31 protein-coding genes and 1 tRNA gene are annotated in these 25256 nt (G+C 62.0%); 15 read left to right on the top strand and 17 right to left on the bottom strand.

The annotated features are described in order from the left end of the window. Position 1 precedes the first annotated feature (1 nt). From AC1D1B_RS16590 to AC1D1B_RS16580, 3 genes are all read left to right on the top strand, one after another. Positions 2-1132, top strand: a complete 1131-nt coding sequence (locus AC1D1B_RS16590) for a glycosyltransferase (RefSeq protein ID WP_477333572.1) — start codon at positions 2-4, stop codon at positions 1130-1132. A gap of 84 nt (positions 1133-1216) precedes the next feature. Continuing rightward, on the top strand, positions 1217-2752 hold the full coding sequence (locus AC1D1B_RS16585) for an undecaprenyl-phosphate glucose phosphotransferase (RefSeq protein ID WP_477333571.1): 1536 nt from the start codon (positions 1217-1219) through the stop codon (positions 2750-2752). A gap of 5 nt (positions 2753-2757) precedes the next feature. Continuing rightward, on the top strand, positions 2758-4065 hold the full coding sequence (locus AC1D1B_RS16580; protein ID WP_477333906.1) for an O-antigen ligase family protein: 1308 nt from the start codon (positions 2758-2760) through the stop codon (positions 4063-4065). 33 nt (positions 4066-4098) lie between these two features. Here the strand turns inward: AC1D1B_RS16580 and AC1D1B_RS16575 are convergent, their stop codons facing one another. Together AC1D1B_RS16575 and AC1D1B_RS16570 are read right to left on the bottom strand one after the other, a co-directional pair. Next, positions 4099-5082 (bottom strand): glycosyltransferase family 8 protein, encoded by a 984-nt coding sequence (locus AC1D1B_RS16575; protein WP_477333570.1) that lies wholly within the window; start codon positions 5080-5082, stop codon positions 4099-4101. 51 nt (positions 5083-5133) lie between these two features. Next, positions 5134-6102, bottom strand: a complete 969-nt coding sequence (locus AC1D1B_RS16570; protein WP_477333569.1) for a glycosyltransferase family 8 protein — start codon at positions 6100-6102, stop codon at positions 5134-5136. Positions 6103-6246: 144 nt separating this feature from the next. On the opposite strand from AC1D1B_RS16570, the gene AC1D1B_RS16565 reads away from it, so the two are divergent. After that, a tRNA-Pro gene (locus AC1D1B_RS16565) sits at positions 6247-6323 on the top strand. 59 nt (positions 6324-6382) lie between these two features. Here the strand turns inward: AC1D1B_RS16565 and AC1D1B_RS16560 are convergent. Continuing rightward, the gene (locus AC1D1B_RS16560) at positions 6383-6841 is read right to left on the bottom strand and encodes a YbaK/EbsC family protein (RefSeq protein WP_477333568.1); all 459 of its coding nucleotides are present in this window, start codon (positions 6839-6841) and stop codon (positions 6383-6385) included. Between the two features lie 246 nt (positions 6842-7087). On the opposite strand from AC1D1B_RS16560, the gene AC1D1B_RS16555 reads away from it, so the two are divergent. Beyond that, on the top strand, positions 7088-7540 hold the full coding sequence (locus tag AC1D1B_RS16555; RefSeq protein WP_477333567.1) for a cupin domain-containing protein: 453 nt from the start codon (positions 7088-7090) through the stop codon (positions 7538-7540). 74 nt (positions 7541-7614) lie between these two features. Here the strand turns inward: AC1D1B_RS16555 and AC1D1B_RS16550 are convergent, their stop codons facing one another. Further along, complete coding sequence (locus tag AC1D1B_RS16550) at positions 7615-7896, bottom strand: helix-turn-helix domain-containing protein (RefSeq protein ID WP_181060713.1); 282 nt, start codon at positions 7894-7896, stop codon at positions 7615-7617. 274 nt (positions 7897-8170) lie between these two features. Between AC1D1B_RS16550 and AC1D1B_RS16545 the strand changes: the two genes are divergently transcribed. Both AC1D1B_RS16545 and AC1D1B_RS16540 read left to right on the top strand, forming a co-directional pair. Next, positions 8171-8785: a hypothetical protein gene (locus AC1D1B_RS16545; RefSeq protein WP_477333566.1), complete on the top strand. Its 615-nt coding sequence runs from the start codon at positions 8171-8173 to the stop codon at positions 8783-8785. 168 nt (positions 8786-8953) lie between these two features. Next, positions 8954-9157 carry a hypothetical protein gene (locus AC1D1B_RS16540; RefSeq protein WP_181060715.1) on the top strand — a complete coding sequence of 68 codons (204 nt, stop codon included), beginning with the start codon at positions 8954-8956 and terminating at the stop codon, positions 9155-9157. Positions 9158-9388: 231 nt separating this feature from the next. Here AC1D1B_RS16540 and AC1D1B_RS16535 read toward each other — a convergent pair whose 3' ends face one another. Then, complete coding sequence (locus tag AC1D1B_RS16535) at positions 9389-9592, bottom strand: hypothetical protein (protein ID WP_477232894.1); 204 nt, start codon at positions 9590-9592, stop codon at positions 9389-9391. Positions 9593-9926: 334 nt separating this feature from the next. On the opposite strand from AC1D1B_RS16535, the gene AC1D1B_RS16530 reads away from it, so the two are divergent. Together AC1D1B_RS16530 and AC1D1B_RS16525 are read left to right on the top strand one after the other, a co-directional pair. Beyond that, positions 9927-10880: an ATP-grasp fold amidoligase family protein gene (locus AC1D1B_RS16530; RefSeq protein ID WP_477333565.1), complete on the top strand. Its 954-nt coding sequence runs from the start codon at positions 9927-9929 to the stop codon at positions 10878-10880. 198 nt (positions 10881-11078) lie between these two features. Beyond that, positions 11079-11348: a hypothetical protein gene (locus AC1D1B_RS16525; protein ID WP_477333564.1), complete on the top strand. Its 270-nt coding sequence runs from the start codon at positions 11079-11081 to the stop codon at positions 11346-11348. Positions 11349-11419: 71 nt separating this feature from the next. Here the strand turns inward: AC1D1B_RS16525 and AC1D1B_RS16520 are convergent, their stop codons facing one another. From AC1D1B_RS16520 to AC1D1B_RS16490, 7 genes are all read right to left on the bottom strand, one after another. After that, positions 11420-11716: a hypothetical protein gene (locus tag AC1D1B_RS16520; protein ID WP_477333563.1), complete on the bottom strand. Its 297-nt coding sequence runs from the start codon at positions 11714-11716 to the stop codon at positions 11420-11422. A gap of 87 nt (positions 11717-11803) precedes the next feature. Next, positions 11804-12346: a MerR family transcriptional regulator gene (locus AC1D1B_RS16515; RefSeq protein ID WP_142868005.1), complete on the bottom strand. Its 543-nt coding sequence runs from the start codon at positions 12344-12346 to the stop codon at positions 11804-11806. Between the two features lie 135 nt (positions 12347-12481). Further along, on the bottom strand, positions 12482-12805 hold the full coding sequence (locus AC1D1B_RS16510) for an integration host factor subunit alpha (protein ID WP_006201891.1): 324 nt from the start codon (positions 12803-12805) through the stop codon (positions 12482-12484). 104 nt (positions 12806-12909) lie between these two features. After that, positions 12910-13881, bottom strand: coding sequence for a beta-ketoacyl-ACP synthase III (locus AC1D1B_RS16505; RefSeq protein ID WP_477333562.1), 972 nt, complete (start codon positions 13879-13881; stop codon positions 12910-12912). A gap of 10 nt (positions 13882-13891) precedes the next feature. Then, the gene (gene plsX, locus AC1D1B_RS16500; RefSeq protein ID WP_477262895.1) at positions 13892-14962 is read right to left on the bottom strand and encodes a phosphate acyltransferase PlsX; all 1071 of its coding nucleotides are present in this window, start codon (positions 14960-14962) and stop codon (positions 13892-13894) included. A gap of 142 nt (positions 14963-15104) precedes the next feature. Continuing rightward, entirely contained in the window at positions 15105-15653 is a 549-nt protein-coding gene (locus AC1D1B_RS16495; protein WP_477333561.1) for a YceD family protein, read from the bottom strand. Positions 15654-15692: 39 nt separating this feature from the next. Continuing rightward, positions 15693-16235: a ubiquinol-cytochrome C chaperone family protein gene (locus tag AC1D1B_RS16490; RefSeq protein ID WP_477333560.1), complete on the bottom strand. Its 543-nt coding sequence runs from the start codon at positions 16233-16235 to the stop codon at positions 15693-15695. A 115-nt stretch (positions 16236-16350) separates the two neighbouring features. On the opposite strand from AC1D1B_RS16490, the gene AC1D1B_RS16485 reads away from it, so the two are divergent. Next, positions 16351-16863, top strand: coding sequence for an outer membrane protein assembly factor BamE (locus AC1D1B_RS16485; RefSeq protein WP_477333559.1), 513 nt, complete (start codon positions 16351-16353; stop codon positions 16861-16863). A gap of 109 nt (positions 16864-16972) precedes the next feature. On the opposite strand, the gene AC1D1B_RS16480 is transcribed toward AC1D1B_RS16485, so the two are convergent. After that, a complete protein-coding gene (locus tag AC1D1B_RS16480) occupies positions 16973-17953 on the bottom strand; it encodes a helix-turn-helix domain-containing protein (protein WP_477333558.1) in 981 nt (326 codons plus the stop codon). Between the two features lie 208 nt (positions 17954-18161). Between AC1D1B_RS16480 and AC1D1B_RS16475 the strand changes: the two genes are divergently transcribed. After that, positions 18162-19076, top strand: a complete 915-nt coding sequence (locus AC1D1B_RS16475; protein ID WP_477333557.1) for a LysR substrate-binding domain-containing protein — start codon at positions 18162-18164, stop codon at positions 19074-19076. A gap of 56 nt (positions 19077-19132) precedes the next feature. Here AC1D1B_RS16475 and AC1D1B_RS16470 read toward each other — a convergent pair whose 3' ends face one another. From AC1D1B_RS16470 to AC1D1B_RS16460, 3 genes are all read right to left on the bottom strand, one after another. Then, complete coding sequence (locus AC1D1B_RS16470) at positions 19133-19690, bottom strand: hypothetical protein (protein ID WP_477333556.1); 558 nt, start codon at positions 19688-19690, stop codon at positions 19133-19135. Between the two features lie 229 nt (positions 19691-19919). Next, on the bottom strand, positions 19920-20207 hold the full coding sequence (locus AC1D1B_RS16465; RefSeq protein ID WP_477333555.1) for a hypothetical protein: 288 nt from the start codon (positions 20205-20207) through the stop codon (positions 19920-19922). Positions 20208-20281: 74 nt separating this feature from the next. Then, positions 20282-20743: an anthrone oxygenase family protein gene (locus tag AC1D1B_RS16460; protein ID WP_477333554.1), complete on the bottom strand. Its 462-nt coding sequence runs from the start codon at positions 20741-20743 to the stop codon at positions 20282-20284. A 301-nt stretch (positions 20744-21044) separates the two neighbouring features. Here AC1D1B_RS16460 and AC1D1B_RS16455 point away from each other — a divergent pair, with 301 nt between their 5' ends. Next, the gene (locus AC1D1B_RS16455) at positions 21045-21590 is read left to right on the top strand and encodes a dTDP-4-dehydrorhamnose 3,5-epimerase family protein (protein ID WP_477333553.1); all 546 of its coding nucleotides are present in this window, start codon (positions 21045-21047) and stop codon (positions 21588-21590) included. A 1-nt stretch (position 21591) separates the two neighbouring features. Beyond that, entirely contained in the window at positions 21592-22590 is a 999-nt protein-coding gene (locus tag AC1D1B_RS16450; RefSeq protein WP_477333552.1) for a glycosyltransferase family 2 protein, read from the top strand. Positions 22591-22668: 78 nt separating this feature from the next. On the opposite strand, the gene AC1D1B_RS16445 is transcribed toward AC1D1B_RS16450, so the two are convergent. After that, complete coding sequence (locus AC1D1B_RS16445; RefSeq protein WP_477333551.1) at positions 22669-24810, bottom strand: sodium-translocating pyrophosphatase; 2142 nt, start codon at positions 24808-24810, stop codon at positions 22669-22671. Between AC1D1B_RS16445 and AC1D1B_RS16440 the strand changes: the two genes are divergently transcribed. Both AC1D1B_RS16440 and AC1D1B_RS16435 read left to right on the top strand, forming a co-directional pair. Continuing rightward, positions 24800-25030 (top strand): hypothetical protein, encoded by a 231-nt coding sequence (locus AC1D1B_RS16440; RefSeq protein WP_477333550.1) that lies wholly within the window; start codon positions 24800-24802, stop codon positions 25028-25030. The genes AC1D1B_RS16445 and AC1D1B_RS16440 overlap by 11 nt on opposite strands. Before the next feature lie 69 nt (positions 25031-25099). After that, complete coding sequence (locus tag AC1D1B_RS16435; RefSeq protein ID WP_477333549.1) at positions 25100-25255, top strand: type II toxin-antitoxin system HicB family antitoxin; 156 nt, start codon at positions 25100-25102, stop codon at positions 25253-25255. Position 25256 lies beyond the last annotated feature (1 nt).

The raw sequence follows: 25256 nt of genomic DNA, 5'->3' as shown, positions 1-25256 counted from the left end.
CGTGGCGGACCAGCTCAGGATCGTCCACTGCTTTCGCTCACCCGTCGGCGGGATCTTCCGGCATGTGCGCGATCTGACGGAGGCGCAGCTCGCCGCCGGGCACGTCGTCGGCATCGTCTGCGATTCGACCACGGGCGGCGAATACGAGGAACGCCTGTTCGATCAGATGAAGGACAGCCTGGCGCTGGGTATCCATCGCACACCAATGCAGCGCCATGTCGGACCGGGCGACCTCGCCTCGGCATGGCGTACCTATCGAATCATCAAGGAATTGCGGCCGGACGTGTTGCATGGGCACGGCGCCAAAGGTGGCGCCTATGCCCGTCTGTTCGGCTCATTGTTGCGGGTATCAAGGTCTCGCGTAGCCCGCCTTTATTCGCCGCATGGTGGCTCCCTCCACTATGACGAAACGACGACCACGGGAAAGCTGTTCTTCGCTCTGGAGCGCTTCATGGCGCGCTTCACCGACTGCCTGCTGTTCGTCTCCGACTATGAGCGGCGCACATATCGCAGGAAGGTCGGCGAGCCGCCGATCCCGAACACGCTGGTCTATAACGGCCTGCGCGCCGCCGAGTTCGAGCCGGTGATCACACTGCCCGACGCAGCCGACCTGCTCTACATCGGCATGATGCGTGACCTCAAAGGCCCGGACATCTTCATCGACGCGCTGGCGCTGGCCGGCACGCAGCTCGAGCGTCGCTTGACCGCTGTCATGGTCGGCGACGGCGACGACCTGCCACGCTACCACACGCAGGTGAAACGGCTGGGGCTCGAAAAACAGGTTCGCTTCCTGCCGCCAATGCCAGCCAGGGACGCCTTTGCGCTAGCCGACCTCGTGGTCGTGCCGTCGCGCGCGGAAGCCATGCCCTATATCGTGCTGGAGACGCTGGCCGCCGGCAGGCCGATGATCGCCACCGCCGTCGGCGGCATACCCGAAATCTTCGGTGAGGGCTCCCCTGCCCTGATCCGTCCCGATCCGCGCCAACTCGGCGACAAGATGGGCGAGGCGCTGCGCGATCTCGACGCCTATCGGCGCGCCATGCCCGACATCGCCAGCCTCAAGGCGCGATTCGGCGCCGATGTGATGGCAGCCGAAATCGAAAAGGCCTATTTCGCCGCGCTCAGCAAATAGACGACCTCCCAAAACCACAAGTTGTCTCAAGGTTTTTTTAGCTCTCTTCTGCTATGGTCACGGCGGAAGCTTGTGGGAAACCCGATGAACGAGACCGACCCCACGCGCCGCTTCTCGGCCGATGCGGTGCGCAAATTCGACGGTCCTGCCGAGAGCCCCACGCCCGGCGGCATGAACAGTGTTGCCCGCCAGGTCGCCTCGCAATACCGCCGCGATACGATGTCGCCGGTCATGGTCAGCGGCGTGCTGCGCATCGTCGAATTCGGTTTGCTGTTCCTGTCGGGGCTCGCGCTCTACTTCCATTTTGTCGGCTTCTTCAACTACCTCGCCTGGCAATATCCGCTGACCATTGCCGCGGCGTCGTTCCTGGCCGTGGTGCTGCTCGACGTCAGCGATTGCTACCAAATCTCCGCCTTGATGCGGCCGATCTCCAACCTCGGCCGCGTGCTGGCGGTCTGGGCCGGCACCTTCGCGCTGATGGCGCTGACGGCCTTCATCATGAAGATGTCGGAGGATTATTCGCGCCTGCTGTTTGGCACATGGTTCGTTGTCGGCCTGCTTCTGCTGTTTGGCCTCAGGCTGGTGATGTCGAAGCTGATCCGACGCTGGGCGCGCGATGGACGCATGGAACGCCGCGCCGTCATCGTCGGCGGCGGCAAGGCGGCCGAGATGCTGATTCGCTCGGTCGAAAAGCAACCCTACAACGACATCCGCATCTGCGGCATCTTCGATGACCGCGGCGACAAGCGCTCACCACCGATCGTGGCCGGCTATCCCAAGCTCGGCACCATTTCGGAGCTGATGGAATTCGCCCGCATCGCGCGCATCGACATGCTGATCGTGTCGCTGCCGCTGACTGCCGAAACGCGCGTGCTGCAGTTGCTGAAGAAGCTCTGGGTACTGCCGGTCGACATCCGGCTCTCGGCGCATTCGAACGCGCTGCAGTTTCGCCCGCGCGCCTACTCCTATATCGGCTCGGTGCCGATGCTCGACATCTTCGACAGGCCGATCAACGACTGGGATTCGGTCGCCAAGCGCGCCTTCGATATCGTCTTTTCGCTGATCGGCATCATCCTGTTTTCACCGGTGATGCTGGTGACGGCCCTCGCCATCAAGCTCGACAGCAAGGGGCCGGTGCTGTTCAAACAGAAGCGGCATGGCTTCAACAACGAGATCGTCGAGGTCTATAAATTCCGTTCCATGTACACCGACCGCTCTGACCCGAGCGCCAAGCAGACGGTGACCAAGAACGATCCGCGCGTCACCCGCGTCGGCCGCTTCATCCGCAAGAGCTCGATCGACGAACTGCCGCAGTTCTTCAACTCGCTGTTCGGCTCGCTGTCGCTGGTCGGTCCGCGCCCGCATGCGATCGCCGCGCAGTCGCACAACCTGCTCTACAATGAGGTGGTCGACGGCTATTTCGCCCGCCACAAGGTCAAGCCCGGCGTCACCGGCTGGGCGCAGATCAATGGCTGGCGCGGCGAGATGGATACCAATGAAAAGATCCGCATGCGCACGGAGTACGACCTCTATTACATCGAGAACTGGTCGATGCTGTTCGACTTGCGCATCCTGTTCATGACGCCGCTGCGGCTGCTCAACACGGAAAACGCCTATTGAGCGCGATTTCCCATGATTTGCCGCAGGCCGCGGTCAACACGTTGCCGCCCTCGGCGGTCAACACGTTGCCGCCCTCGGCGGTCAACGCCAAACTGATCGCACTGATATCCTCGGGCGCGGTGTTTTTTGGCGTCTTCCTCTCTGGCTTCGTCATCGATGAGCCGGCGCCTTACGATCTCTTCATGGTCGGGCTGATCGGGGTGTGGGGGCTGTTTGGCCTGCGCATATCGCGCGCGGCCGTGCCGCTGTTGGTGCTGCTGATCACGATGAACATCGGCGGCATGATTGCCATGACGCAGATGGCCGATCTCGCCAACACACCGCTCTATCTCGCCGTCTCGCTGTTCCTCGCCTTCACCGCGGTGTTCTTCGCCTCGGTGACGGCGGTGCAGCCGAACCTCTACCGGCTGATCTTCATCGCCTATGTCTTCGCGGCTGTGGCGACGTCGCTGCTTGGCATTGCCGGCTATTTCCACGCCTTCCCCGGCGCCGACATCTTCACCAGATACGACCGTGCCCAGGGCGCCTTCCAGGATCCGAACGTGTTCGGGCCGTTTCTGGTGCTGCCCGGCATCTATCTGCTCTATCTGCTCCTGACCGGATCGATCGCGCGCATGCCGCTTCTGGCGGTGCCGCTGCTGATCATCACCGCCGGCATCTTCTTCTCATTCTCGCGCGGCGCCTGGGGCATGTTCGCCGTTTCGGCGATCCTGCTCACCGGCGCCCTGTTCCTGCAGAGCAACAGCGGCAAGTTCCGGCTGCGCGTCGTCATCATGACCATCGCCGCCATCGCGCTGCTGGTGGTGGCCATGATCGTCATCCTGCAACTGCCCGGCGTCAGCGAGATGTTCTCCAGCCGCGCCCAGCTGGAACAGAGCTATGACACGGCGCGGCTTGGCCGTTTCGCCCGCTACACGATCGGCTTCCAGATGGCGCTCGAGCATCCGCTCGGCATCGGCCCGCTGGTCTTCGGCACCATCTTCGGCGAGGACACGCACGACATCTGGCTTAAGACGCTGATGGACTATGGCTGGCTCGGCTTCGTCTCGTTCCTGTCGCTGACGCTGTGGACGATAGGGGCCGGCTTCCGCATCCTTTTGCGCGATCGCCCGTGGCAGCCCTATCTCTTGTGCGCCTACGTCGCCTTCATCGGCAATATCGGGCTCGGCACCTTCATCGACATCGACCACTGGCGCCACCTTTATCTGCTGCTCGGCCTGATCTGGGGCGCGATCGCGCTGGAATACCGGCATCAGCGCGGGTTGAGGGCGCCGGCAATCCGAACCAATGGGAAAGCCGCCGAATTCGGATGACTCCGCCCTGCTGACGGATTGCAGAGATTTCACTTATCTCGCGATGCCGGCAACCCTCTCGGGGTATTGCACGGCAAGCATCGAATTGTCGGCGTGGCTGGCAAAGACGGCGCTGACCTTTTCCGCGTCAAACCTCGCCCTGCGTTTGCGCTTCTCGTCGTTCAGCAAAATGCCGCTGATGGCGTCGAACTTGCGTCCGAGGTTCTTCATGATGCCACGCTTGATCGGCCAGCTGCGGCTGAAGCGGCTGGCCCAGGGCGTGCCTTTCGCCAGATCGCGATAGATCGCCATGGCTTCAAGTTCGACACCGATCGGTGGATGATCCCAAGGCTTGCCCCAGGCGAAGTGGCGGGCGTAGCACCGGCTGAAAGGGATTTGACTGGTGTAGTTGGTCATCACGTTCCAGAACGGATGCATCGTCTGCCACCGACCCTCGAAGGCCACGTTCAACGCGCCTTGATCCATTCCGTAGATATGCTCGGACGCCAACTGCCGCGTACGCTCCAGCAGCCCTTCCTGCTTGATCAGCGGCATGTTGAAGAGAAGAACGCCTGCATTGAATTTCGGCGCTCCAGGCTGCACCGGCAGATGTTGCCTGTACTTCGCATCGAAATAGGTCTGCTCGTCGTGTGAGGCCAGCAGTGGAGCGCTGAGCGGGACGTTGCAGAGGTCGGTTATCGATCGGTTGAAAAGCACGTCGGCGTCGGAATAGGCAATGCGGTCGTACGGCTCGAACTCAGGCAATTGGTCTGCGAACAGCCTGATGTAGGTCGCAAGGGTGGGATGCGTTCCACGGTTGAAGTTCGTCGCCTCCATGAACTTCGTTACGTCGATGATGCCGATCCTCCCGCCGAGCAAACGCTCGCCGGCAGACCGGTCTTCACTGGGAATGGTGCCGGTGTGCAAAATAAAGCCGTCGACGGGGGCTGAGACATCCAGCACGCGGCGCGCCGCCAAACAGGCAAAGGGGAAGAATTTCTGGTCGGCGGCAAAAAAGAAACACGATTTCTGCGACATATCACACCACCCGCTGCCTGCGTCTCTAGCCGTCAATGCTCGTTGTAGTTCTCAGTCGAATCCGCCGAGTCTTTCTGGAAACTGCACAGCCATCGCATCCGCATCAGCATGCTCGGCATATATCTTGTGGACCTTGGTGCCGTCATACCGTGCTCGCCGCCGATACCGATCCCTGTTCGGCAGCATCCCCATGATGCCGTCGAACCTGCGGGCGAACCGCCTCATGACGCCCCGCTCAAAGGGAATGCGCTGCCGGAAGGGCTGAAGCCAGGGCGTATCCTTTGCGAGATCGCGCCAGACGGCAAGCGCCTCGGGCTCCACGTCGACCTGGCTCCCCCACGGCTTGCCGCCGGCGAAATGCCGCGCATAGGCTTGGGCGAACCGAAATTCCCTGGTGTCGTTAGACATCAGATTCCAGTTCGGGTGCATGGTCTGCCACTTGCCCTCGAAGACGATGTTCAGCGCGTTCTGATCGTTCATCTGCCCGGCAACGGCCACATCCCTGGCGCGATGCAAAAGTCCCTGTTCACGCACCGGCGGCATATTGAAGACGATGATACCGGCATTGAAATAAGGCGCTCCCGGCTGCATCGACAACTTCTGCCGGTAGCCCGGGCGGAAGTACATATAATCGTCGTGAGCGGCCAACAACGGAGCATGGAGTGTCTGGCCCACCAGGTCGCCGATATCTCGATTGAAGAGAACATCACAATCGACGTGGGCGATGCGGTCATAGTCCGCGAACTGAGGCAGTTGGTCGGCGAAGAGCCGAACAAAAGTGCCGACATTGCTTGGCCGGAAAGTATGGCCAGCCTCCGCAAACAGCGCCGAAACGTCCATTATGCGAAGACGATTCTTCAGCAGGCGTTCAGCAACACGCATATCGGTATCGCGTGCGCCGACATGCAGGATGAAGCCTGGCGTTGCGTCTCCCGAAACGTCCAGAATTCTGCGCGCCGCCAAGCATGCATACGGAAAATAGTTGGCGTCAGCCGCTAGAAAAAAACAGGAACTTGCCACGCGCAACCCTTCTTATCGATATTGGGCGAGCCATACCGTCTTGGCGTTGTGCCGACAAGGCCGGATGCCTGGCGACTTTCCGGCCCAACGCGCCGTTTTAGCGCTTGCACCATAACCCTTGAAAATATATGGCTTTGCGCGGTCCGGAGTGTAGCGCAGCCCGGTAGCGCACTTGACTGGGGGTCAAGGGGTCGTCGGTTCGAATCCGGCCACTCCGACCATTTTTTAACAGGACTTGCCCCCAAAAGTCCCTTCTTCTCAAATCCCCCCTCAACGATCTCTACTGGCACACATCGACCCATTCGGCGCCGACGATTTCGGCCATGCGCTGCGGGCTGAGCCGTACGGCGGCGTTGGTGGCGCCGGCGGCGGGGACGACTTCATCGAAGGCACGCAGCGAGACGTCGCAATAGACCGGCAGCGGCGCCGGCAGGCCGAACGGACAGACGCCGCCGACAGGATGACTTGTGGCGGCGACAACCTCATCCGCGTCAAGCATGCGCGGCTTGCCGCCGAAGCGGTCCTTGAATTTGCGGTTGTCGAGCCTCGATAGGCCGCCGGCCACGATCAGCATGGTCTGCTCGCCGACACGCAGGCAGATGGTCTTGGCGATCTGCGCCGGCTCCACGCCATGCGCCGCCGCCGCCAGCGCTACTGTCGCAGAACTCGCTTCCGTCACCAGGACTTCGACATCGGGCGCATGGACAGCCAGGAAGGCGCGCACGGATTCAAGGCTCATCTCGGCATCGTCCCATTCGAAAATGCGGTTAGCGTTCACACTGGATAGCTTCACGCTCGGTTGCCGGCAACCTCCCCACCCCTCGACGGCTCCAGCGATGCCAAGCCTGGCGGGTCGCGCCGCATGTCAGCAACGGAAGGCGCATCCCCCGTGCGGGAGATGTGTTCGGGCTGCTGCCTTGGTAGGTCGCAATGGATCAGGGCCGGCGCTGATGCTGAGCTCCTACGATCCACTGGAGAGATCATCATGCTCAAACTCGCCTCGGCTCTGGCGCTGCTGCTTATCGGAACGACGGCGGTGCTTGCCGACGATATGCCGATAAACGCGGGCGATATCAAATGGGGTCCCGCTCCCGCTGTCCTTCCTGCTGGCGCGGACCTGGCTGTCATCGCCGGAGATCCTTCAAAGAATGGCATTTACGTACTGCGGCTGAAGCTGCCGGCCGGCTACAAGATTGCCGCGCACAATCATCCCACCTCGGAATATGTGACGGTGATTTCCGGCAATTTTCATATCGGAATGGGTGACAAACTCGACGAGACCAAAGGCATCGAACTGACCTCCGGCGGCTTCGGCGTTGCCCCGCAGGGAATGAACCATTACGCTTGGACGACAAGGGATACGATTGTCCAGGTTCATGGCGAGGGGCCGTTCGCGATCACCTACGTCAACCCGGCGGACGATCCGAGCAAAAAGTGACATTTTGTCGTGCATAAAAAAGCTCGCCAGGGCAAACCATGGCGAGCTTGTCGAGAGACGCCTTGGCGTCGTTGTTATGAAACGGACCGATTCTCCACAGGCGTCGTCGGCGCCGGGGTATCGATCAGGGCCGTTTCCGGCAATTGCAATGCTGCGGCGATCCGGCGAAGTTTCGACGGATCGGTGTCCTTGCCGCTCTCTATGTCGGCAATCTCGCTGGTCGACAGACCGCAGGTCAGGGAAAGCTCTTCAATACTGTATCCCTTTGTTTCCCGGATGGCTTTAAGGCCGGGGTGCTCAAGCGCAACATCGGCCGCCAGCCTGGAGAAGGGTTCGTGTTTTGCATTTTGGGGCATTGGCAACTCCATGGGCTAAAGAGTTTTGGATCAAATGATAGGGTGTTGCCTGAGAGCCGGGACAATGCCCGCTCAAGGGCGATTTGCCAAGACCCAAACCGACCGTCACGGCATCGTGAACCGGCGTCAAAAACCGCCTGCATCGGGCACGTCGCGATCAAGTTCTTTTGAAGGACCGCACGCCGAAGTGTTCAGCGGTTTCGGGCCGCTCGCACGTTAGCCTGATGTCGCTGGCAACCGCATTAGGCCAGCTTTCCCCAAGAGGATCAGACCCATGACATTGAAGACATCAGCCATCGTGCTCGCAACGATCTCAGGCCTCGCCGGCGCCAGCCTGGTCGCGGCGCAAGCCGCCGACGCCGTGCGCATTCGCGGCACCGTGACCGCCTTTGCCGGATCGACGCTGACGGTGAAGACCCGCGAAGGCGCCACCGACGCCATCGCGCTGGGTCAGGGGTGGAAGATTTCCGGCGTCGCCAAGGCGGACGCCGGGGATATCAAGCAAGGCGATTTCCTCGGCATTGCCTCGGTTTCGAAGGCCGATGGCGGCAGCGGTGCGCTGGAGGTGGTGATCTTCCCGGCGGCGCTCAAAGGCGCCGGCGAAGGCGACCGCCCGTGGGATCTCGAGCCCAACAGCCGGATGACCAACGGCACGGTTGCCGATGTCACCGAGATTGCGGGCCGTACGGTGACGCTGACCTACGACAATGGCCAGAAAAAGCAGATCGCGATCCCGCAGACGACACCGGTGGTAACCTTCGCGCCGGCGACGCCGGCCGACCTCCGGCCTGGTGCTGTGGTGTTCGTCAACGCCGAGCGTGGCAGCGACAGCACGCTGACCGCCGACCGGGTCGTGGTCGGCAACAACGGCGTCGTTCCGCCGATGTGAGCGGTTGCTGCGCCTGCAAAGACGCCAGACACAATCCAGAAACAAAATTCTACAGTCGGGAAAAACTGTCGAAAAATTCGGAGGCGATAGTCATGGCTGCGGGGTTCACGTCACCGATCTTGCTCGGTGGCGGTCAAATTCAGCCCGCGCAGAAAAGGAAACGAAGTCATGAAGAAGTCCCTCCTGTCGGCTCTCGGGCTGGCTTTCGCCCTTGCTGTCTCGCTGCCGATCATCGGCGCCAGCAGCGCGGACGCAGCTCCGATGGCGAAGAAGCATCACCACCATCATCATCATCACCACAAGCACCACAAGAAGCATCACCGCCATCACCACCACCATCACCACAAGAAGGTGGAAGCCAAGAAGGCCTGAGCCGGCTGACTTGCCCGACGGGAAGGCTGGCTTTGGAGTCCTCGCCAGGGCCGCCTTCCCGTTGGTTTTTGCCAGGCGAGACGTGGTGAGATGAAGACAGAATTCGATGGCGCCCATGCGCCAGAAGGCGAGCAACCAACGAACGTATCAGGCGCAAGGCCGAGGCAGCACAGCGGTTGCGAGGCATGCTGCAGGACACCGCGAGTGTCTCAGTGTGTTGCCGAAAACCCGCTAGGATGGCGCCGCGAACGCGAGCACTATCGCGATCAGAATCAACAGCGGTCCCATCCATTTGAAATGCTTCGCGACCTGCAACAACCACGGCTGCTGACCTGACCGAGCCTGAAAAGGACTTTGGAGCAGCCCAAAGCCAACGCCTGTCACCCACAGCCCGACGCAGAACATGATGAACTCGTCGATGTAATTTGCGACCACGCCCCGCCTCCTCCGCCGGTATCTTTGGATTGGCGTTATAGCCGCAGCCGGGCGGGGCAGAAAGCGCGGTGCCAAGATGGTGACAATGACTGCTGCCGCCACCTGACATGAGCCGGGCGGACTCGGTCTTGGCCGGCCATTTTCGGCATGACTTGCCCGACGGGAAGGCTGGTCTTGGAGTCCTCGCCAAGGCCGCCTTCCCGTTGGTTTTTTGTGCCATGCTCGCCTCACAAATGCGGGCGTGATACCGCCTGGATGATTATGCTATGGGGATAGTTGCGGGTCGATCGGCCCGCTTGCCGGCCTGACAGGGATTTCCCTAGAGGTATCCCTCATGAAGGCCAACATCGCGGCCAGACACCGTCTCGTTCTGGCTGTGGCGCGTCTGCTGCTCACGCTTCGCCACCCGGCCCTGGTCGTTCGATTCGTCATGAAACTGGGCTATCTGCCCAATCCGGCCGCGCCCGAGAGCTATCACGAGCTGGTGCTCTGGCGAAAAATCTTCGACCGCAATCCGCTGTTCGTAACGCTTACCGACAAGCTCGCTGCCAAGGCTCACATAAGCAGCGCCTGCCCCGAACTTGCCTTGCCACGGACGCTCTGGTCGGGGCGCGATCCTCTAGACATTCCCCTCGACTTGCTGGCCGGCGATGTCGTCGTCAAGACGAACCACGGCTGTGCGATGAACATATTCGTCGCCGGTGGCGACCCCAACCGCGGCTTCATCGTCGCCAAGGCGAGGCACTGGCTGAGAAAGCGCTATGGCCGCCGCGATGGCGAATGGGCCTATTGGCCGATTGTCCGAACCGTGTTCGTGGAAGAGCGGCTGGCGCTCGCCGGCGCAAGCATCGCAACCGACATCAAGGTGCATGTCTGCGGTGGCGTGGTCACGCATGCCTGGGTCGAGGATAAGGCGGCGCGGCGCTCGCTGCTTCTCGACCGGGAATCCAATCCATTACCCGGGCGCGATCCGGACTATCCCCGCGAGGATCAGGCGGTGCCGGTCAATGCGCCGCTTCTCGACTATGTCCGTCAGGCGGTATCGATCGCCCCTGTCATCGCCGGCGACCTCGACTACATCCGCGTCGACTTCCTGGTTACCGATCATCGTCTCTACGCCGGCGAGATCGTCGTCTATCCCGGCGCCGGCTATGGCACCACCACCAACCCGGCGTTCGCCGGCGAAATCGAGCGCGGCTGTGGCGGCTCGATCGGTCGCATTATCTGCAGCGGCGGCGCAGCGGCCTGGCGCGCGTCTATGCCAGCGCGCTTCACGCCAAATGCATGATCGATGCCGGCAATTCTCGCCCAGCAGGGACTGTTGGCGAAGGCTAAAAATCGACGCCGCGAAAAATGCGAAGAAATTCGAACCACGCATGAACCTTTGTTCTGGGGGCCGCACTAACCCGGCATGGACGCCAAGAAGGCGATCCCAACCCAGAAGGACGCCATGACGGCGATCCCATCCAGAGAAGGAAATGCTCAAATGACCAACTTCAAGCGCATCACGCTCGCCGCGGCCTTCGTCGTCTCGGCTTTCGGTTCAGCCTCGGTTTCGACCTCGGCTTTCGCCAACGGCACGCATCCCACAGGCGACGGCGGCGCGGTTTGCAAGGGCGCCGGCCATTGCCTGGTGCTGTCGATCGAGTGCAAGGGCACCTATACCGACGCCACTGACAAGAATGGCACGGTCTATGGCAAGTGCAGCCAGACCGCGCAGGTTTCGCCGCAGGGCAAGATCAAGCTCGCCAAGTAATCGGCCCCTTATCAAGGAAATGGCGGCCGTCCACGGGGCGGCCGCCATTTTCTTTATTCCCTAGAATTGTTTTAGCGCCGGCTGAGCAACAGGCTGGCGACGAGACCAACCACGACCAGGCCCACCGCAGCCGCCGTCGCCGGATGGTCGCGCGCCGTCTTTTCGATCGCCTTGCCCTGCTTCCTGATTGCGGGCATGGCATCACTGATGCGGTCGGCAAGCTGCGCATAATAGTCGGAAGCAGCATCGCGCCCGTCCTCGTAGTAAGCGCCGCCGCGTTTGGCCACAGCTTTCCTCAAAGCAGCCAGTTCCTTGGAAAGGGTCGCGACCTGCTTTTCAAGATCGAGATCGGAGAGGGTCGAAAGCATGATTGTTTTCCTTCTTTTCAGAGAAGGCCAAACGCACGGCCGCAGAACCGGTTCCGATTTTGCTTGCCTCTGGCATTGCCTAGAGATCTAGCGCACCTGGTCGAGCAGGCGCTTGCATTCCAAAAGGTCGAACAGCGCCTCCTGCAGCAAGGCGCGGTTGTCGCGCGACAGTTTCGACGCGCCGGGCTGGACTGGACCTTCCTCCTCGGTCTTGCCCAGGCCGAAAAAGCGGCGGCTGGGTTTCACCTTGGGCTGGCCGACAAGCATCTCGTCGTCCATGCCGCGCGGTTGCGCCGCCGGCGTCAGAGGCACCTGATCGGCCTGCTTGCGCTGCGAGATCGCTTCGACGGCCGCCATGTCGCCATTGCCGATGGCAACCAGGAAATGGTTGCCGTTCTCGCGCAGCAGCTTCTGCACGCCCTTGATCGTGTAACCCTGGTCATAGAGCATGTGGCGGATGCCCTTGATCAGTTCGACATCCTGCGGCCGGTAATAGCGGCGGCCGCCGCCGCGTTTCATCGGCTTGATCTGGTTGAAACGGGTTTCCCAGAAGCGCAGCACGTGCTGCGGCAGATCGAGATCCTCCGCAACCTCGCTGATGGTGCGGAAAGCGTCGGGGCTCTTGTCCATGGGCGAAATCCTCACGCTGGACGGCGATCCGGCCTAGTCTGCCGAATCGAGTATTATTTCAGCGGTTTATGAAACAACATTCAAGCCCGGCGTCAAACCGGCGGCCGTTTTCAACCGAAGCTTTCGGCAGAAGACTTATTTGCCGCCCTTGGCCTTGCTGTTCTGGTGTGAGCGCAGGATACGGCTTTTCAGCACGTTCGACGACTTGAAGGTCATCACCCGGCGCGGCAGGATCGGCACTTCCTCGCCGGTCTTGGGATTGCGGCCGATGCGCTCGTTCTTGGAACGGACATGGAAGGTGGCAAAGGATGACAGCTTCACCGTCTCGCCGCGTACGATGGCTTCGCAGATTTCGTCCAGCACCGCTTCGACGAGTTCTGCCGATTCAGTGCGCGACAGGCCGACCTTACGGTAAACAGCTTCGGCAAGGTCGGCGCGCGTAAGTGTCTTTCCCCCCATGCGACCGTCCCATCAGCTCTAAAAACATAAATCGATACAGGTAAAGGCAGAGCCTAAGTAATTGATCCGTCAAGGTCAAGGACCGAAACCGGACCGTTCGGCACTTACCAGCGAACGAGAACCGCGCCCCAGGTGAAGCCGCCGCCCATCGCTTCCAGGAGCACGAGGTCGCCCTTCTTGATACGGCCGTCGGCGACGGCCACCGAAAGCGCCAGCGGCACGGAAGCAGCCGAGGTGTTACCGTGCAAATCGACGGTGACCACCACCTTTTGTTCGGCAATCCCGAGCTTCTTGGCCGAAGCGTCAATAATCCGTTTATTGGCCTGATGCGGCACGAACCAGTCGAGGTCGTCGGCGGTGATACCGGCCTGCGAGAACGTCGCCTCGATGACGTCGGTGATCATACCGACGGCGTGCTTGAACACTTCGCGGCCTTCCATCCTGAGATGGCCGACCGTGCCGGTGGTCGAGGGGCCGCCGTCGACGAAAAGCTTGTCCTTGTGGGCGCCGTCGGAGCGCAGGCTCATCGCCAGCACGCCACGGTCGGCAATGCCGCCGGCGCCCTCGTCCGCTTCCAGCACCAAGGCGCCGGCGCCGTCGCCGAACAAAACGCAGGTCGAGCGATCACTCCAGTCGAGGATGCGCGAAAAGGTTTCCGCGCCGATCACCAGCACGCGTTTGGCCAGGCCGCCTCTGATGTAGAGGTCGGCCGTGGTCACCGCATAGACGAAGCCCGAGCACACCGCCTGCATGTCGAAGGCAAAGCCGTGATGCATGCCGAGCCGGTTCTGAATCTCGACGGCGGTCGCCGGAAAGGTGTTATTGGGCGTCGAGGTCGCCAGCACGATGATGTCGATGTCGGCGGGCGTCAGGCCGGCGCTGTCGAGTGCCGCGCGCGCGGCCGCCTCGCCGAGCGACGCCGTCGTCTCGTCATCGGCGGCGATATGGCGCTGGCGAATGCCGGTGCGCTGGGCGATCCACTCATCGGAGGTCTCGACCATGCCTTCGAAATCGGCATTCTTCATGATGCGGCGGGGCAGCGCGGCACCGGTGCCGCGCACGACTGATCTGATCAAGGTTCTTTCCCTATTCCTTTGCGTCGACGGCGGCGTCGGCTTTCCTGTTTGCCTGGGCGTGCGGATTGCGCGCATGGAACAGATCCAGATCGGCCTCGATGCGGTCGATCAGATTGTTGCGCACCATATCGTAGCCAAGCTCGATCGCTGCCGCAAAACCATCCGAATCGGCGCCGCCATGGCTCTTTACCACGATGCCGTTCAGACCCAGGAAGACACCGCCATTGGAGCGGCCCGGATCGAGCTTTTCGCGCAGACGGTCAAAGGCGCCCTTGGCGAAGACATAGCCGATCCTGGCCATCAGCGTGCGGCTCATCGCGGCACGCAGATAGCCTGAGATCTGGCGTACCGTGCCTTCCGCCGTCTTGAGCGCGATGTTGCCGGCAAATCCTTCGGTGACGACCACATCGACCGTGCCCTTGCCGATGTCGTCACCCTCGACGAAGCCGTGATAATTCATCGAAGCCATATTGGCCTCGCGCAGCATGCGTCCGGCTTCCTTGACCTCTTCCTGGCCCTTGATCTCCTCGACGCCGACATTGAGCAGGCCGACTTTCGGCCGGTCGATGCCGAACACCGAACGCGCCATGCCGGTGCCGAGAATGGCGAAATCGATCAGCTGATGCGCATCGGCGCCGATCGTGGCGCCGACGTCGAGCACAACGCTCTCGCCGCGCATCGTCGGCCAGATCGCCGCGATCGCCGGGCGATCGATGGTCGCCATGGTGCGCAGGCAGAATTTCGACATCGCCATCAGCGCGCCGGTATTGCCGGCCGAAATGCAGGCTTGCGCCGTGCCTGATTTGACCGCTTCGACCGCCTTCCACATCGACGACTTCCAGCGGCCATGGCGCAGCGCCTGGCTCGGCTTGTCGTCCATCCTGACCGCGATCTCGCAATGGTGGAACTCGCTGACCTCGGCCAATTTGGGGAATTTGGCGAGCTCGGGGCGCACCATCTCCTCGCGGCCATAGATGATGAAGCGGATGTCGGGACGCCTGACAGCGACCGTCATGAGTGCCGGGATGACCACGTTTGGCCCGTGATCGCCACCCATGGCATCGATGGAAATCCTGATCACGCGGTCTTTATCTCACTAGCTTGGGCCAGGGCTCGTGGCCCGCGAAATACGAACTCGCGAAATTCGGGGGCTCGCGAAGGTTCGGCGAAAATAGCGGTTTTGGGCTGCCGCACAACCGACTTTTCTCCGATCGCGTCGTGTTTTAGGATTTTCTAAGCAAGGATCGCAGCTTTTGCTGGAATTCGTTCTCGACCGGCTCGTCCGGGCCAGCCGGCTCGAGCGAGGCGCCTGCCTTGCGTGGATAGGGATCGATCGCCAGCCCGAAGAACTGTTCGGCGAGCGCGCCGACATCGATCGTGTCGCCGGAGAATGTTTCAGGGCTGTCCGGCCCTTCGGCGTCGATCAGGATTTCGCCACCGCCTTCGAAACCTTGCCGTCCGAGCTTGGATTGCTCCGGCAGGAACAGCGCCTCGACCTCCTCGTCGATATGGGCCGAGACAGGCTCAAGGGTGACGATGCAGGCCTGCGTGATATCGGCCTCGACGCGGCCGCTGACCTTGACGCCGTTGCGCTTCCACGGCGCCACCAGCAACTCGGCGCGGTAGTTTTCGACCGAGAGCAGCTCGTGCTCTGCGGCAAGGGCGGCGCGCTGCGCTGGGTCGGCATCGATCACCACCGGGAGGCCTTTTTGCGGCAGGCGACCGACATTGGCCTTGAATGACACCGGGCTCGGCGTGTCCGCATGTTTCATCTCAGCCTCCCTCTTGATTTCCCTCATTGCGCCTTGCCGTCATTGTATCTTGGCGACGGGAAACGCCACCGTGCCGGAGAGGATCGATTCGAACGGCTGTGCCTCAAGCTGCCTTGCGGCATCGATCACATAGGACGCCAGCGGCAGGGCCTGCGGCCAGGCGCCGGCGTCGGGCCTAACATTGCGCGCCAGGGCGGCAGCAAGCGCATCGCCATCACGGCGTTCCAGCGCGTCGTCATAGGCGGCGGTACGGCCGTAGAACATTTTCGCCAGCCTCTTCATGCGCTTCGGCACGCCGACATCGCCGACGCCCAGTTCCCGCAGCGAATGCTCGACATCGAGAAAGAACTCGTCGATCAGCACCTGCGCGACCTCTTGCGCGACGCCCTCTTCGCCGCGCAGCCTGTGCTGAAACAGGAACATGTGAAGCGACAGCATCTCGAAACGGCCGAGCGGCGTGTCCGGCACATTCCAGTCGGAATAAAACACAGGCTGCCGCGCCGCTGCCACGATTTGTGCGTAAAGCGCCTCGGTGATAGCGCGGTTGGCGTTGCGTTCGCGGCCAAAAAGGCGCTGGAACATTGAGGGTGGTCTCCTGGGGACCTTTTGTTTGAATTGGCCTTGTTGCATCGGCAAGCAAGCTGGTTTACCGGTTTTGCCGCCCAGCGCAAGTTGCGGTCAGCTAATGGAGTTGTTGTTGCGCGCGCTGAAATTCAAGTCGACTTTGCTGCCCGGGGCTACCGCGGCGGTTTCGCTGGTGTTGGTGGCTTCCGCGCTGTCAGGCTGCAATTCGTCCAAAATGTTCGGCGACCTTACCCCGGGCGAGACGCTGACGCAGGGCTATGTCATTGACCAGCAGGCGGTCGACTCGGTGCCGGTAGGCTCCAGCCGCGAACAGGTGCTTCTGGCGCTCGGCACGCCGTCGACGACGGCAACTTTCGACAATGAAGCCTTCTATTACATCTCGCAGACGCGCAAGCGCTATGTCGCCTTCGACAAGCCGCACCTGGTCGACCAGAAAGTGCTGGCGGTCTATTTCGGCGAAGACGGGCGCGTCACCCAGATCGCCAATTACGGCCTGAAGGACGGCAAGATCTTCGACTTCGTGTCGCGCACCACGCCAACCGGCGGCAAGGACCAGAACTTCCTCAGCCAGATCATCAACGGCGCCAGCAAGCTCGCACCCAGCATCCCCGGCGGCGGCGCCTAAGAAGCGGCCGCTTACTCTAGATTTTCTCGCTTTTTGCTTCCCTCGAAGCAACATCATCTCAGGCGACCAAAAGCCCGCGGGAGCGATCCTGCGGGCTTTTGTTTTGAGGTCATGCCGCCGCCTCGCCCGTCGCGCTTCGCCGCGCTTCCGATGGTGTCATGCCGAAATGCCTGCGAAAAGCATGGTTGAAGGTCGACAGATCGCCGAACCCTACATCGAAGGCGATGGCGCCGATGGTGCGATGGGCAAGGCGGGGGTCGGCCAGCTTCCGGCAAACCAGGGCTAGCCGGCGGCCAAGCACGAATTGCGAAAGCGATGTGCCCTCACCCTCGAACAGCTTTCTGATATAGCGCGGGCTGACGCGGTGGCGCCCGGCCAGCGCGTCGGAGCCGACGTCGCCGGAAGCCAGATTGCTTTCGATGTCGGCTTTGATGGTGCGCAGCCGCGCGGCACGTATACCGCGCCCCGCGGCGACCTCGGTGGCTTCCTGCGTTGCCCCGATGGTGACCGCAACGAGGTCCTGTATGTGATTGGCGGCAAGCCAGCACAGTTCGGATGCGGCAAGGTCCGGCTCCTGCATCAGCAGGCGCACATAGCTGGCCAGCAACCCGAACTTCTCACCCACGCACGACATCGGCGTCATCAGGACGGCATCCGCGTTCGCAGCCATGGGCCCGAGGGCCGCCTTCGGAATGGTGATGAAGAGATGACGCGACATTGCCCTCTCGATCACATGCGGGTCGGAAGAGGGCAGAAGGATGGCCTGGCCGGCCTCGATGCTGGCCTCGCGGCCGAGATGCGAGAAACTGGCCGCACCCTCGAGACACATGAAGAAAATGTAATCATCCGTCCCCTTGGCCATTGCCCGGGAACGGGTGGTGCGGAAGGCTGTGGTCCTGGAATCGGCGACGCCGACCCCCGGCAGCCGCAGGATGGTCGCGTCGACGGAGAGTTTTTCCTCGGTGACGTTGAAATCCATGTCGGTCACCATCCGACGCAACAGGTCGCAATAGACACCACGCCATTCAGTTCGCGGCCACATGGCCGTTGAAAAGCGCGCATGAGCAAACTCAGGTGGTCGAATGGTCATGGGTACTCCCAAGCGATTGTCATCGTTTCACAGTCGTTCGTGGTCGAGGCTCGTTCCGTGAACGGGCCTCTCATTCCGACGGCGGCAATCGGGGGGCAGTGGATGGCTACAGTGATTTGCGCATCTGGACAAAAGACTATTTACGACGCTATGAATGAGGAATGCTCATCCATGCCAATGGAGTGGATGGACGGATCGGTAGCGCCAAATGACGAAACGACTTCCACAGCTGGAATCCATTCGGGCTTTCGAGGTCATCGCCCGGCTGGGCAGCTTCAAACGCGCCAGCGAGGAGTTGAATGTCACGGCGAGTGCGCTCAGCCATCGGATTGCCGACCTTGAGGCCGATCTCGGCGTGCTCCTGTTCACCCGCCATGTCCGCCGCGTCGAGTTGACGCTTGAAGGCGAAAGACTGGCGGCGGGGGTGCGGCGGGCTCTGCTCGAGATCCAGAGCACGATCGCCAGTGTGGCGCGCAGTGAACGCACGAGGCTGAGGGTCACCGCCATTCCTTCGCATGCTGTGCGCTGGCTGGCGCCGCGGCTGGCCGGATTTCGCAAGAAACATCCGGAAACCGAAATCGACATTACCGCCGACCTGGCGCTCGCCGACCTCGCGCAGCGAACCGTCGACATCGCTCTGCGCTTCGGCGGCGGCCACTATCCGTCCGTCGAGGCCGAGTGGCTGATGGCTGATACGATCTTTCCCGTCGCCAGCCCGGATTATCTTGCCGCCAACGGTCCGGTCAGGGACCCGTACGATGTGTTGAGGCTGTTTCGCATCCTCGACACCACGGCCGAGAACGACGAAAGCGGCGCCAACTGGCGGCACTGGTTCGAGATGAACAAGCTGCCGCTGGACACGATCGGCGACGGCATGAACCTGAACGGCGCCCTGCTGGCGCTCGAGGCGGCGGCAAGCGGGCTTGGCGTTGCCATTGCCAGGAAATCGCTGGTCGAAAACGAATTGCGCACCGGCCGGCTGGTTCGGCTGGTGGCAATGGATGTGCCGACGAACTGGAACCACTATGTGCTCATCCACCCGTCCATCTCGGCCTGGGAACCTGCCCGATCGTTCATCAACTGGCTGAAGGCGGAAGCCGGCGATAGCACCGGCGCCGGGTAACCGCAGCGGCCGTTGAGAACTGCCCTCCCGAGGTCATCAGAAGGCGTCTCCAGTGCTCACGGGCTCATAGCATCGGCCAGATGCTCATCCTTGCAGCCCCGCTGGGTCGCGGCTTTGGCGGCAAGAGCTGCCGCCATCTGGCTCTCCAGCTCGCGCAGCTTGATGTTGAGTGTCGCCATGCCGCCCCAGCCGAATGTCGCGCGGTAGAGCGGTGCGATCTCGGGCGTCAGGAATTCGACGAGGGTTTCGTCCTCGATCCAGACCTTGAGCACCTTGAACAGGCGCGCATCGATCAGTTCACTGTGCCAACCCGTGCGGGCGGCAATGCCCTGGATGGTTTCGGTCGAATTGGGCGTGCTGAGCAGCACATGCGAGCCGGAGCGCAGGCGCATGTTGGGATCAAAGTCGATGCCGAGCGGCGCCTTCTGGTCCAGAACCGTGCCACAAGGCAGGATTTCGATCAGCGAGCCGAAATCATCGCCAAGGCAGACGAACCATGCGCCCTGCGGGAATGGTGGCGACGGCGCGCGAACCGCTGTGGCGACAAGCATTTCGGCAAGAACGGTGGCGACGGCCTGCGGATCGCGGGCGTTGAATGAAGCGTGGTGCAGCATGGCAATAGTCCTGTCTTTCAATACGGCCCGTCACAGCCACCTTGTCAGTGAGGTGTTTTCTGGACCCGGGATGTAACCATCGCGTGGCGCCGCGGCGGAACTGCCAGGTTACCTGGCGGTCTCAGCAACTCGATCAGGCGGTAGCTGTTGATCGGCAGCAGGATCAATTCCATGACCATTATCGGCCCGGAAGAAGTCAGAACGGCATAGACAAGAAGCGCGACGCTGCTCAGTACCGCGGCCACGCGCAGGGCCTGACCAGATTGTGCAGTTGGTGGAACGAAATCTTCGGCCTGATGCCTTTGGGCAGGTTCGGTGCGACATAGGCGGAGAAGAAAAGGGTCGCGGCCTCCTTCGACTGCCAGATCTCGACCACGCGCCAGCCCTGCTCGGTGGGGTGGGAGGCGTGCAGGACAAAACCATGCGACTGCCTGACGGCATCGCCGACCTTGACCAGCACGCTCTCGTAACCGGCCTGGGTCTGTCCTTCGATCTCGGTAACCAGCAGAACCGGCATCGTCTGTTTCTCCTTCAAAAGCGGGCACGAGCGGCCAGCGCCGGCCCATGCCGCAGCGTTTCGCAAAAACGGAATCACCGGCTCAGGGTCAGGATGACCGCGGCAAACAGGCAGGCGTACTCAGCCAGCCCGAGCACAAGGCGCAGATTGTGGTTGGCCGCCCAGCGGTCGCGCGTTTGCGCCCAATCATCGGGAATGGTCACCGGCGTCCAGCTCTGGACCTGTTTGTTGAGCGGCACCTGTCGGCTGACGGTAAAGCCAATGTCGATCACCACCAGCGCCGCGGCGACGATGGTCAGGATGCGCGGCAGACCGGCGTCGACCGCAAACATCGCCATCGCCGCGATCAGCACCAGCGTCGTCAGCCTGACGACCGGCATCACCCGGGTAAACGTCCTGTCACGCATCTGATGCATGGCCATGTACTGGCCGGCGGTGAGATCATCGATGCGAAAGTCGTGGATTACGCCCGAGACGTAGATGCCGGCAATAATCCCGGCCAGCGCAAGCGAAGCCGTCATCAGAAAAATATCCATGTCTTTTCCCTGCCCGAAATGTCTTTTCCCTGCCCGAAATCGCCGCGTGGGCGAGCCGGACGCCGCGTCAATCGCAACGCCCTGGCCAGTGGCTGGGTATTAAAAGAGGCGGATGACCCGGGCTTGGGCAGGACGGAACGATGTTTTGGGCAATGCGGCCCTTCGGTCCTGTCGGAAGCATCAAGTGCAGTAAGGTTGAAACCCATCAGCAGACGTTGAGGCATACTTGCCAGCGACCGGTCGAATTCGTATCAGACCGTGCTGGGCCAATGGCGGCATCGCGCTGAATTGGGAGGCACCCGTGCAGGACAAAAACCAGACAAAACCGACCGGCTGGATGGCGACCGGAACGGCTGACGGCCAGGTGGTGACGCCTGACTGGATGCCGATCGAGCCGGTGGCGATCGATGGCGTGAGGGTCAAGGAGATCAGGCCGGTCGCAACCTCCACCGGCTATCTGACCGAGATTTTTCGCGAGGAGTGGGAGCTCGATTCCGAGCCGGTCGGCCAGGTCTTCCAGCGCACCTTGTATCCCGGCGCGGTGACAGGTTGGCATGCCCATGCTGTGGCAACCGATCGGCTGTTCTGCTGCGTCGGCAGCGTTCGCATTTCGCTGTTTGACGGACGCAAGGCCTCACCGACCTTCGGCGCCGTCTGGCACAAGATTATCGGCCCGTTGCGCCCGGCGGTCATCATCATTCCACCCGGCATATGGCACGGCGTTGTCTCGCTTGGAGCGGAGACGGCGGTGCTCCTCAATCTCGTCGACAAGGCCTATGCCTACGATCAGCCCGATCACTGGCGCCTGCCGCCGGATACCGACCACATCCCCTACAAACTGGTGTAGCGTGGAAGTATCCGGGCAGCGCGATCAGGTCGGCGGCGAACCGCTGGTCTCGGTCGTGATCGCAACGCACAACCGGCCGGCAGCACTGCGGCAGGCGCTGACCAGCCTGATGCGCCAGTCACTGCAGGATTGGGAAGCCCTGGTCATCGGCGATGATTGCAGGCCGGATACGGCGGCCGTCGTCGCTGAATTTAACGATGCCCGCATCGTCTATATCGATCTTCCCGTCAATTTCGGCGAACAGTCCGGCCCCAACAATATCGGCTTTGCCAGGGCGCGTGGCCGCTTCGTCGCCTTGCTCAACCACGACGATTTGTGGTTTCCCGACCATTTGGCGGCGATGACCGGCTGGATCGACGCGACGGGGGCCGACGTGGTGCTGGCACGCGGCGCCGTCATTCGGCCGCCGCCGGCGGCCGGCGATCCCATCAATTCGATCTTCGGGTTCGGCAAGGACGGCTTCTATGACCCGGTCACGACGGAAGGATTTGGCTCGGCCCAATTGTTCCGCCGCGCTTCGTTCAGCCTACTCGGTCCCTGGCGGCCGGCCAGCCAGTGCTTTTGCGAAAGTTCGCAGGATTGGTTGTTTCGGGCATGGCGAAAGGGCGCGGTGATCGCGACGATGCCGCACCTTACGGTGATCAAACTGCACTCCGGCATCCGCAAAGGTTCCTATCTCGACGACAACGTGCAGGAACAGAAGGATTTTCTGGACGCCATGCAGGCGCCGGACGCCTTGCGCGTGAAAATCCTTGCCCATGCGAGCGAACCCGTCCGCCTTGCGCCGTCGAGCTACCTCAGGCGCAGGCTGATGGCGGCTCTCGGCATCCATCCCCGCGCCCGCGCCTTCCGCCGCAAGCACAAGCGAGGCGCCTTCGTCACCAGGCTGCGCCAGCTGCGTGGCCTGGCGCCGATGCCTGAGCGCGAGCCTGGCGTAAGCGAATTGCTCGATCGCTACAGCAAGCGTGGCGATGCCGGCACCGAGCCGGGTGAGGTCTGACTCGCCTCCAGCGTATATCTCAAACAAAAACCCGCGGGATCGCTCCCGCGGGTTTTTTCCTGAAGCGGTGGCTTTGCCTTAGCCGTGCGCGAGCACGGCCAGCAGCAGGAGCGCGACGATGTTGGTGATCTTGATCGCGGGGTTGACCGCAGGACCGGCGGTGTCCTTGTAGGGATCGCCGACCGTGTCGCCGGTGACCGAGGCCTTGTGCGCCTCGGAACCCTTCAGGTGCTTGACGCCGTCCTTGTCGACAAAACCATCCTCGAACGACTTCTTGGCGTTGTCCCAGGCACCGCCGCCCGAGGTCATCGAGATGGCGACGAACAGGCCGTTGACGATGACGCCGAGCAACGAAGCGCCGAGGGCTGCAAAGGCGGATGCCTTCGAACCCGAAATCAACAGCACGCCGAAATAGACGACGAGCGGTGCCAGCACCGGCAGCAGCGAGGGGATGATCATTTCCCGGATCGCCGCCTTGGTAAGCAGGTCGACGGCGCGCGCATAGTTCGGCTTGGAGGTGCCGGCCATGATGCCCGGATCCTCGCGGAACTGCTTGCGCACCTCCTCGACGATGGCGCCTGCCGCACGGCCGACAGCCGTCATGGCGATGCCACCAAACAGGTAAGGGATCAGGCCGCCAAAGATCAGGCCGGCGACGACGTAAGGGTTGGAGAGGTCGAAGGAAACATCGCCCATGCCCTGGAAGTAGGGATATTTGTCGCCATTGGCGGCAAAGAACTTCAAATCGTTCGAATAGGCAGCAAACAGCACCAGCGCGCCGAGCCCGGCCGAACCGATGGCATAGCCCTTGGTCACCGCCTTGGTGGTGTTGCCGACCGCGTCGAGCGCGTCGGTGGAGTGGCGCACTTCCTTGGGCAGGCCGGCCATTTCGGCAATACCGCCGGCATTGTCGGTGACCGGGCCAAAGGCGTCGAGGGCGACGATCATGCCGGCAAGGCCGAGCATGGTGGTGACTGCGATCGCCGTCCCGAACAGGCCGGCGAGCTGGTAGGTCGAGATGATGCCGCCGACGATGACGATTGCCGGCAGTGCGGTCGATTCCAGCGACACCGCAAGGCCCTGGATGACGTTGGTTCCGTGACCGGTCACCGAAGCCTGGGCGATGGAGTTCACCGGGCGCTTGCCGGTGCCGGTATAATATTCGGTGATCACCACGATGAGACCCGTCACCACGAGGCCGATCAGGCCGCAGATGAACAGGTTCTTGCCGATGATGGTCATGCCGGCAACGGTGCCGACCTCGCCCCAGCCGACGGTTGCCGAGGTAGCGACACCGAGGCCGACGATCGACAACAGGCCAGTGACGATCAGACCTTTATAGAGGGCGCCCATGATCGAGCCGTTGGAACCGAGCTTGACGAAGAAGGTGCCGACGATCGAGGTCAGGATGCAGGCGCCGCAGATGGCGAGCGGATAGAGCATCGCCGCACCCAGAGCGGCGGTGCCGCCGAAGAAGATGGCGGCCAGAACCATGGTGGCGACGACGGTCACCGCATAGGTTTCGAACAGGTCGGCGGCCATGCCGGCGCAGTCGCCGACATTGTCGCCGACATTGTCGGCGATGGTGGCCGGGTTGCGCGGATCATCTTCGGGAATACCAGCTTCGACCTTGCCGACGAGATCGCCGCCGACGTCAGCACCCTTGGTGAAGATACCGCCGCCGAGACGGGCGAAGATCGAGATCAGCGAAGCGCCGAAGCCGAGCGAGACCAGCGAGTCGATCACGATGCGGTCATTGGGCTGCAGGCCCATCGGGCCGGTCAGGATGTAGTAGTAGATCGAGACGCCGAGCAGCGCGAGGCCAGCCACCAGCATGCCGGTGATAGCGCCCGACTTGAAGGCGATGTCGAGGCCGGCGGCAAGGCTGTTCGATGCCGCCTGCGCGGTGCGCACATTGGCGCGCACGGAGACGTGCATGCCGATGAAGCCGGCAGCACCCGAAAGCACGGCGCCGATCAGGAAGCCGACCGCGGCGGTGATCGAGAGCAGCCACCAGGCGAGAATGAGCACGACGACGCCGACGATGGCGATGGTGGTGTACTGGCGCGCCAGATAGGCCTGCGCGCCTTCGCGGATGGCGGCGGAGATTTCCTGCATGCGTGCATTGCCCTGATCGGCTGCAAGAACCGATCGTGTCGCCCAGATGGCGTAGAGGATTGAAAGCAAGCCGCAGGCGATGACGGCGAAAATGATGGTCATTGCCGAATTTTCCTCGATTGATGGCCCAAAAGAACCCCTCCCTGGGCCGTTGAGACGGGGAGCGGATGCCGGCAGGCGGAATCCGTCCTTCGCAGCGGTGTATGCGAAACAGGGCTTGGAACGTCAAGATATTGTTCGGTTTTTGCCCGGCTTTCAGCCAAAAGGTTTAGGCCAGAACATTCCTGTCGCCGATGCCTTGCTATTAGATCGATTGAAATGACGCAGCGGCATCCGGGCTGTTGGTTTGCCACTTGGTCGGTTATCGTTAGGGTCAAACCGGATTTAGCTCATGAAGTTCGCAGCGATCATTCACGAGGCCGAGGAAGGTGGCTACTGGGCAGAGGTGCCGGAAATCCCCGGCTGCGCGACCCAGGGCGAAACCTTGGAGGAACTGGTTGAGAATTTGCGTGAAGCTATCGAAGGCTGCGTCTCAGTAGACATCTGAA

Source organism: Mesorhizobium sp. P2_C5_2, from assembly GCF_056404535.1.
This window is presented reverse-complemented; position numbering and strand designations above follow the sequence as displayed.

Excerpts from the sequence above, each read along its gene's own strand:
- AC1D1B_RS16585 (WP_477333571.1), top strand. The coding sequence starts at position 1,217 with ATGAACGAGACCGACCCCACGCGCCGCTTCTCGGCCGATGCGGTGCGC.
- AC1D1B_RS16575 (WP_477333570.1), bottom strand. The coding sequence starts at position 5,082 with ATGTCGCAGAAATCGTGTTTCTTTTTTGCCGCCGACCAGAAATTCTTC.
- AC1D1B_RS16560 (WP_477333568.1), bottom strand. The coding sequence starts at position 6,841 with ATGAGCCTTGAATCCGTGCGCGCCTTCCTGGCTGTCCATGCGCCCGAT.
- AC1D1B_RS16555 (WP_477333567.1), top strand. The coding sequence starts at position 7,088 with ATGCTCAAACTCGCCTCGGCTCTGGCGCTGCTGCTTATCGGAACGACG.
- AC1D1B_RS16550 (WP_181060713.1), bottom strand. The coding sequence starts at position 7,896 with ATGCCCCAAAATGCAAAACACGAACCCTTCTCCAGGCTGGCGGCCGAT.
- AC1D1B_RS16545 (WP_477333566.1), top strand. The coding sequence starts at position 8,171 with ATGACATTGAAGACATCAGCCATCGTGCTCGCAACGATCTCAGGCCTC.
- AC1D1B_RS16540 (WP_181060715.1), top strand. The coding sequence starts at position 8,954 with ATGAAGAAGTCCCTCCTGTCGGCTCTCGGGCTGGCTTTCGCCCTTGCT.
- AC1D1B_RS16530 (WP_477333565.1), top strand. The coding sequence starts at position 9,927 with ATGAAGGCCAACATCGCGGCCAGACACCGTCTCGTTCTGGCTGTGGCG.
- AC1D1B_RS16525 (WP_477333564.1), top strand. The coding sequence starts at position 11,079 with ATGACCAACTTCAAGCGCATCACGCTCGCCGCGGCCTTCGTCGTCTCG.
- AC1D1B_RS16520 (WP_477333563.1), bottom strand. The coding sequence starts at position 11,716 with ATGCTTTCGACCCTCTCCGATCTCGATCTTGAAAAGCAGGTCGCGACC.
- AC1D1B_RS16515 (WP_142868005.1), bottom strand. The coding sequence starts at position 12,346 with ATGGACAAGAGCCCCGACGCTTTCCGCACCATCAGCGAGGTTGCGGAG.
- AC1D1B_RS16510 (WP_006201891.1), bottom strand. The coding sequence starts at position 12,805 with ATGGGGGGAAAGACACTTACGCGCGCCGACCTTGCCGAAGCTGTTTAC.
- AC1D1B_RS16495 (WP_477333561.1), bottom strand. The coding sequence starts at position 15,653 with ATGAAACATGCGGACACGCCGAGCCCGGTGTCATTCAAGGCCAATGTC.
- AC1D1B_RS16490 (WP_477333560.1), bottom strand. The coding sequence starts at position 16,235 with ATGTTCCAGCGCCTTTTTGGCCGCGAACGCAACGCCAACCGCGCTATC.
- AC1D1B_RS16480 (WP_477333558.1), bottom strand. The coding sequence starts at position 17,953 with ATGACCATTCGACCACCTGAGTTTGCTCATGCGCGCTTTTCAACGGCC.
- AC1D1B_RS16475 (WP_477333557.1), top strand. The coding sequence starts at position 18,162 with ATGACGAAACGACTTCCACAGCTGGAATCCATTCGGGCTTTCGAGGTC.
- AC1D1B_RS16470 (WP_477333556.1), bottom strand. The coding sequence starts at position 19,690 with ATGCTGCACCACGCTTCATTCAACGCCCGCGATCCGCAGGCCGTCGCC.
- AC1D1B_RS16465 (WP_477333555.1), bottom strand. The coding sequence starts at position 20,207 with ATGCCGGTTCTGCTGGTTACCGAGATCGAAGGACAGACCCAGGCCGGT.
- AC1D1B_RS16460 (WP_477333554.1), bottom strand. The coding sequence starts at position 20,743 with ATGGATATTTTTCTGATGACGGCTTCGCTTGCGCTGGCCGGGATTATT.
- AC1D1B_RS16440 (WP_477333550.1), top strand. The coding sequence starts at position 24,800 with ATGATGGTCATTGCCGAATTTTCCTCGATTGATGGCCCAAAAGAACCC.
- AC1D1B_RS16445 (WP_477333551.1), bottom strand. The coding sequence starts at position 24,810 with ATGACCATCATTTTCGCCGTCATCGCCTGCGGCTTGCTTTCAATCCTC.
- AC1D1B_RS16435 (WP_477333549.1), top strand. The coding sequence starts at position 25,100 with ATGAAGTTCGCAGCGATCATTCACGAGGCCGAGGAAGGTGGCTACTGG.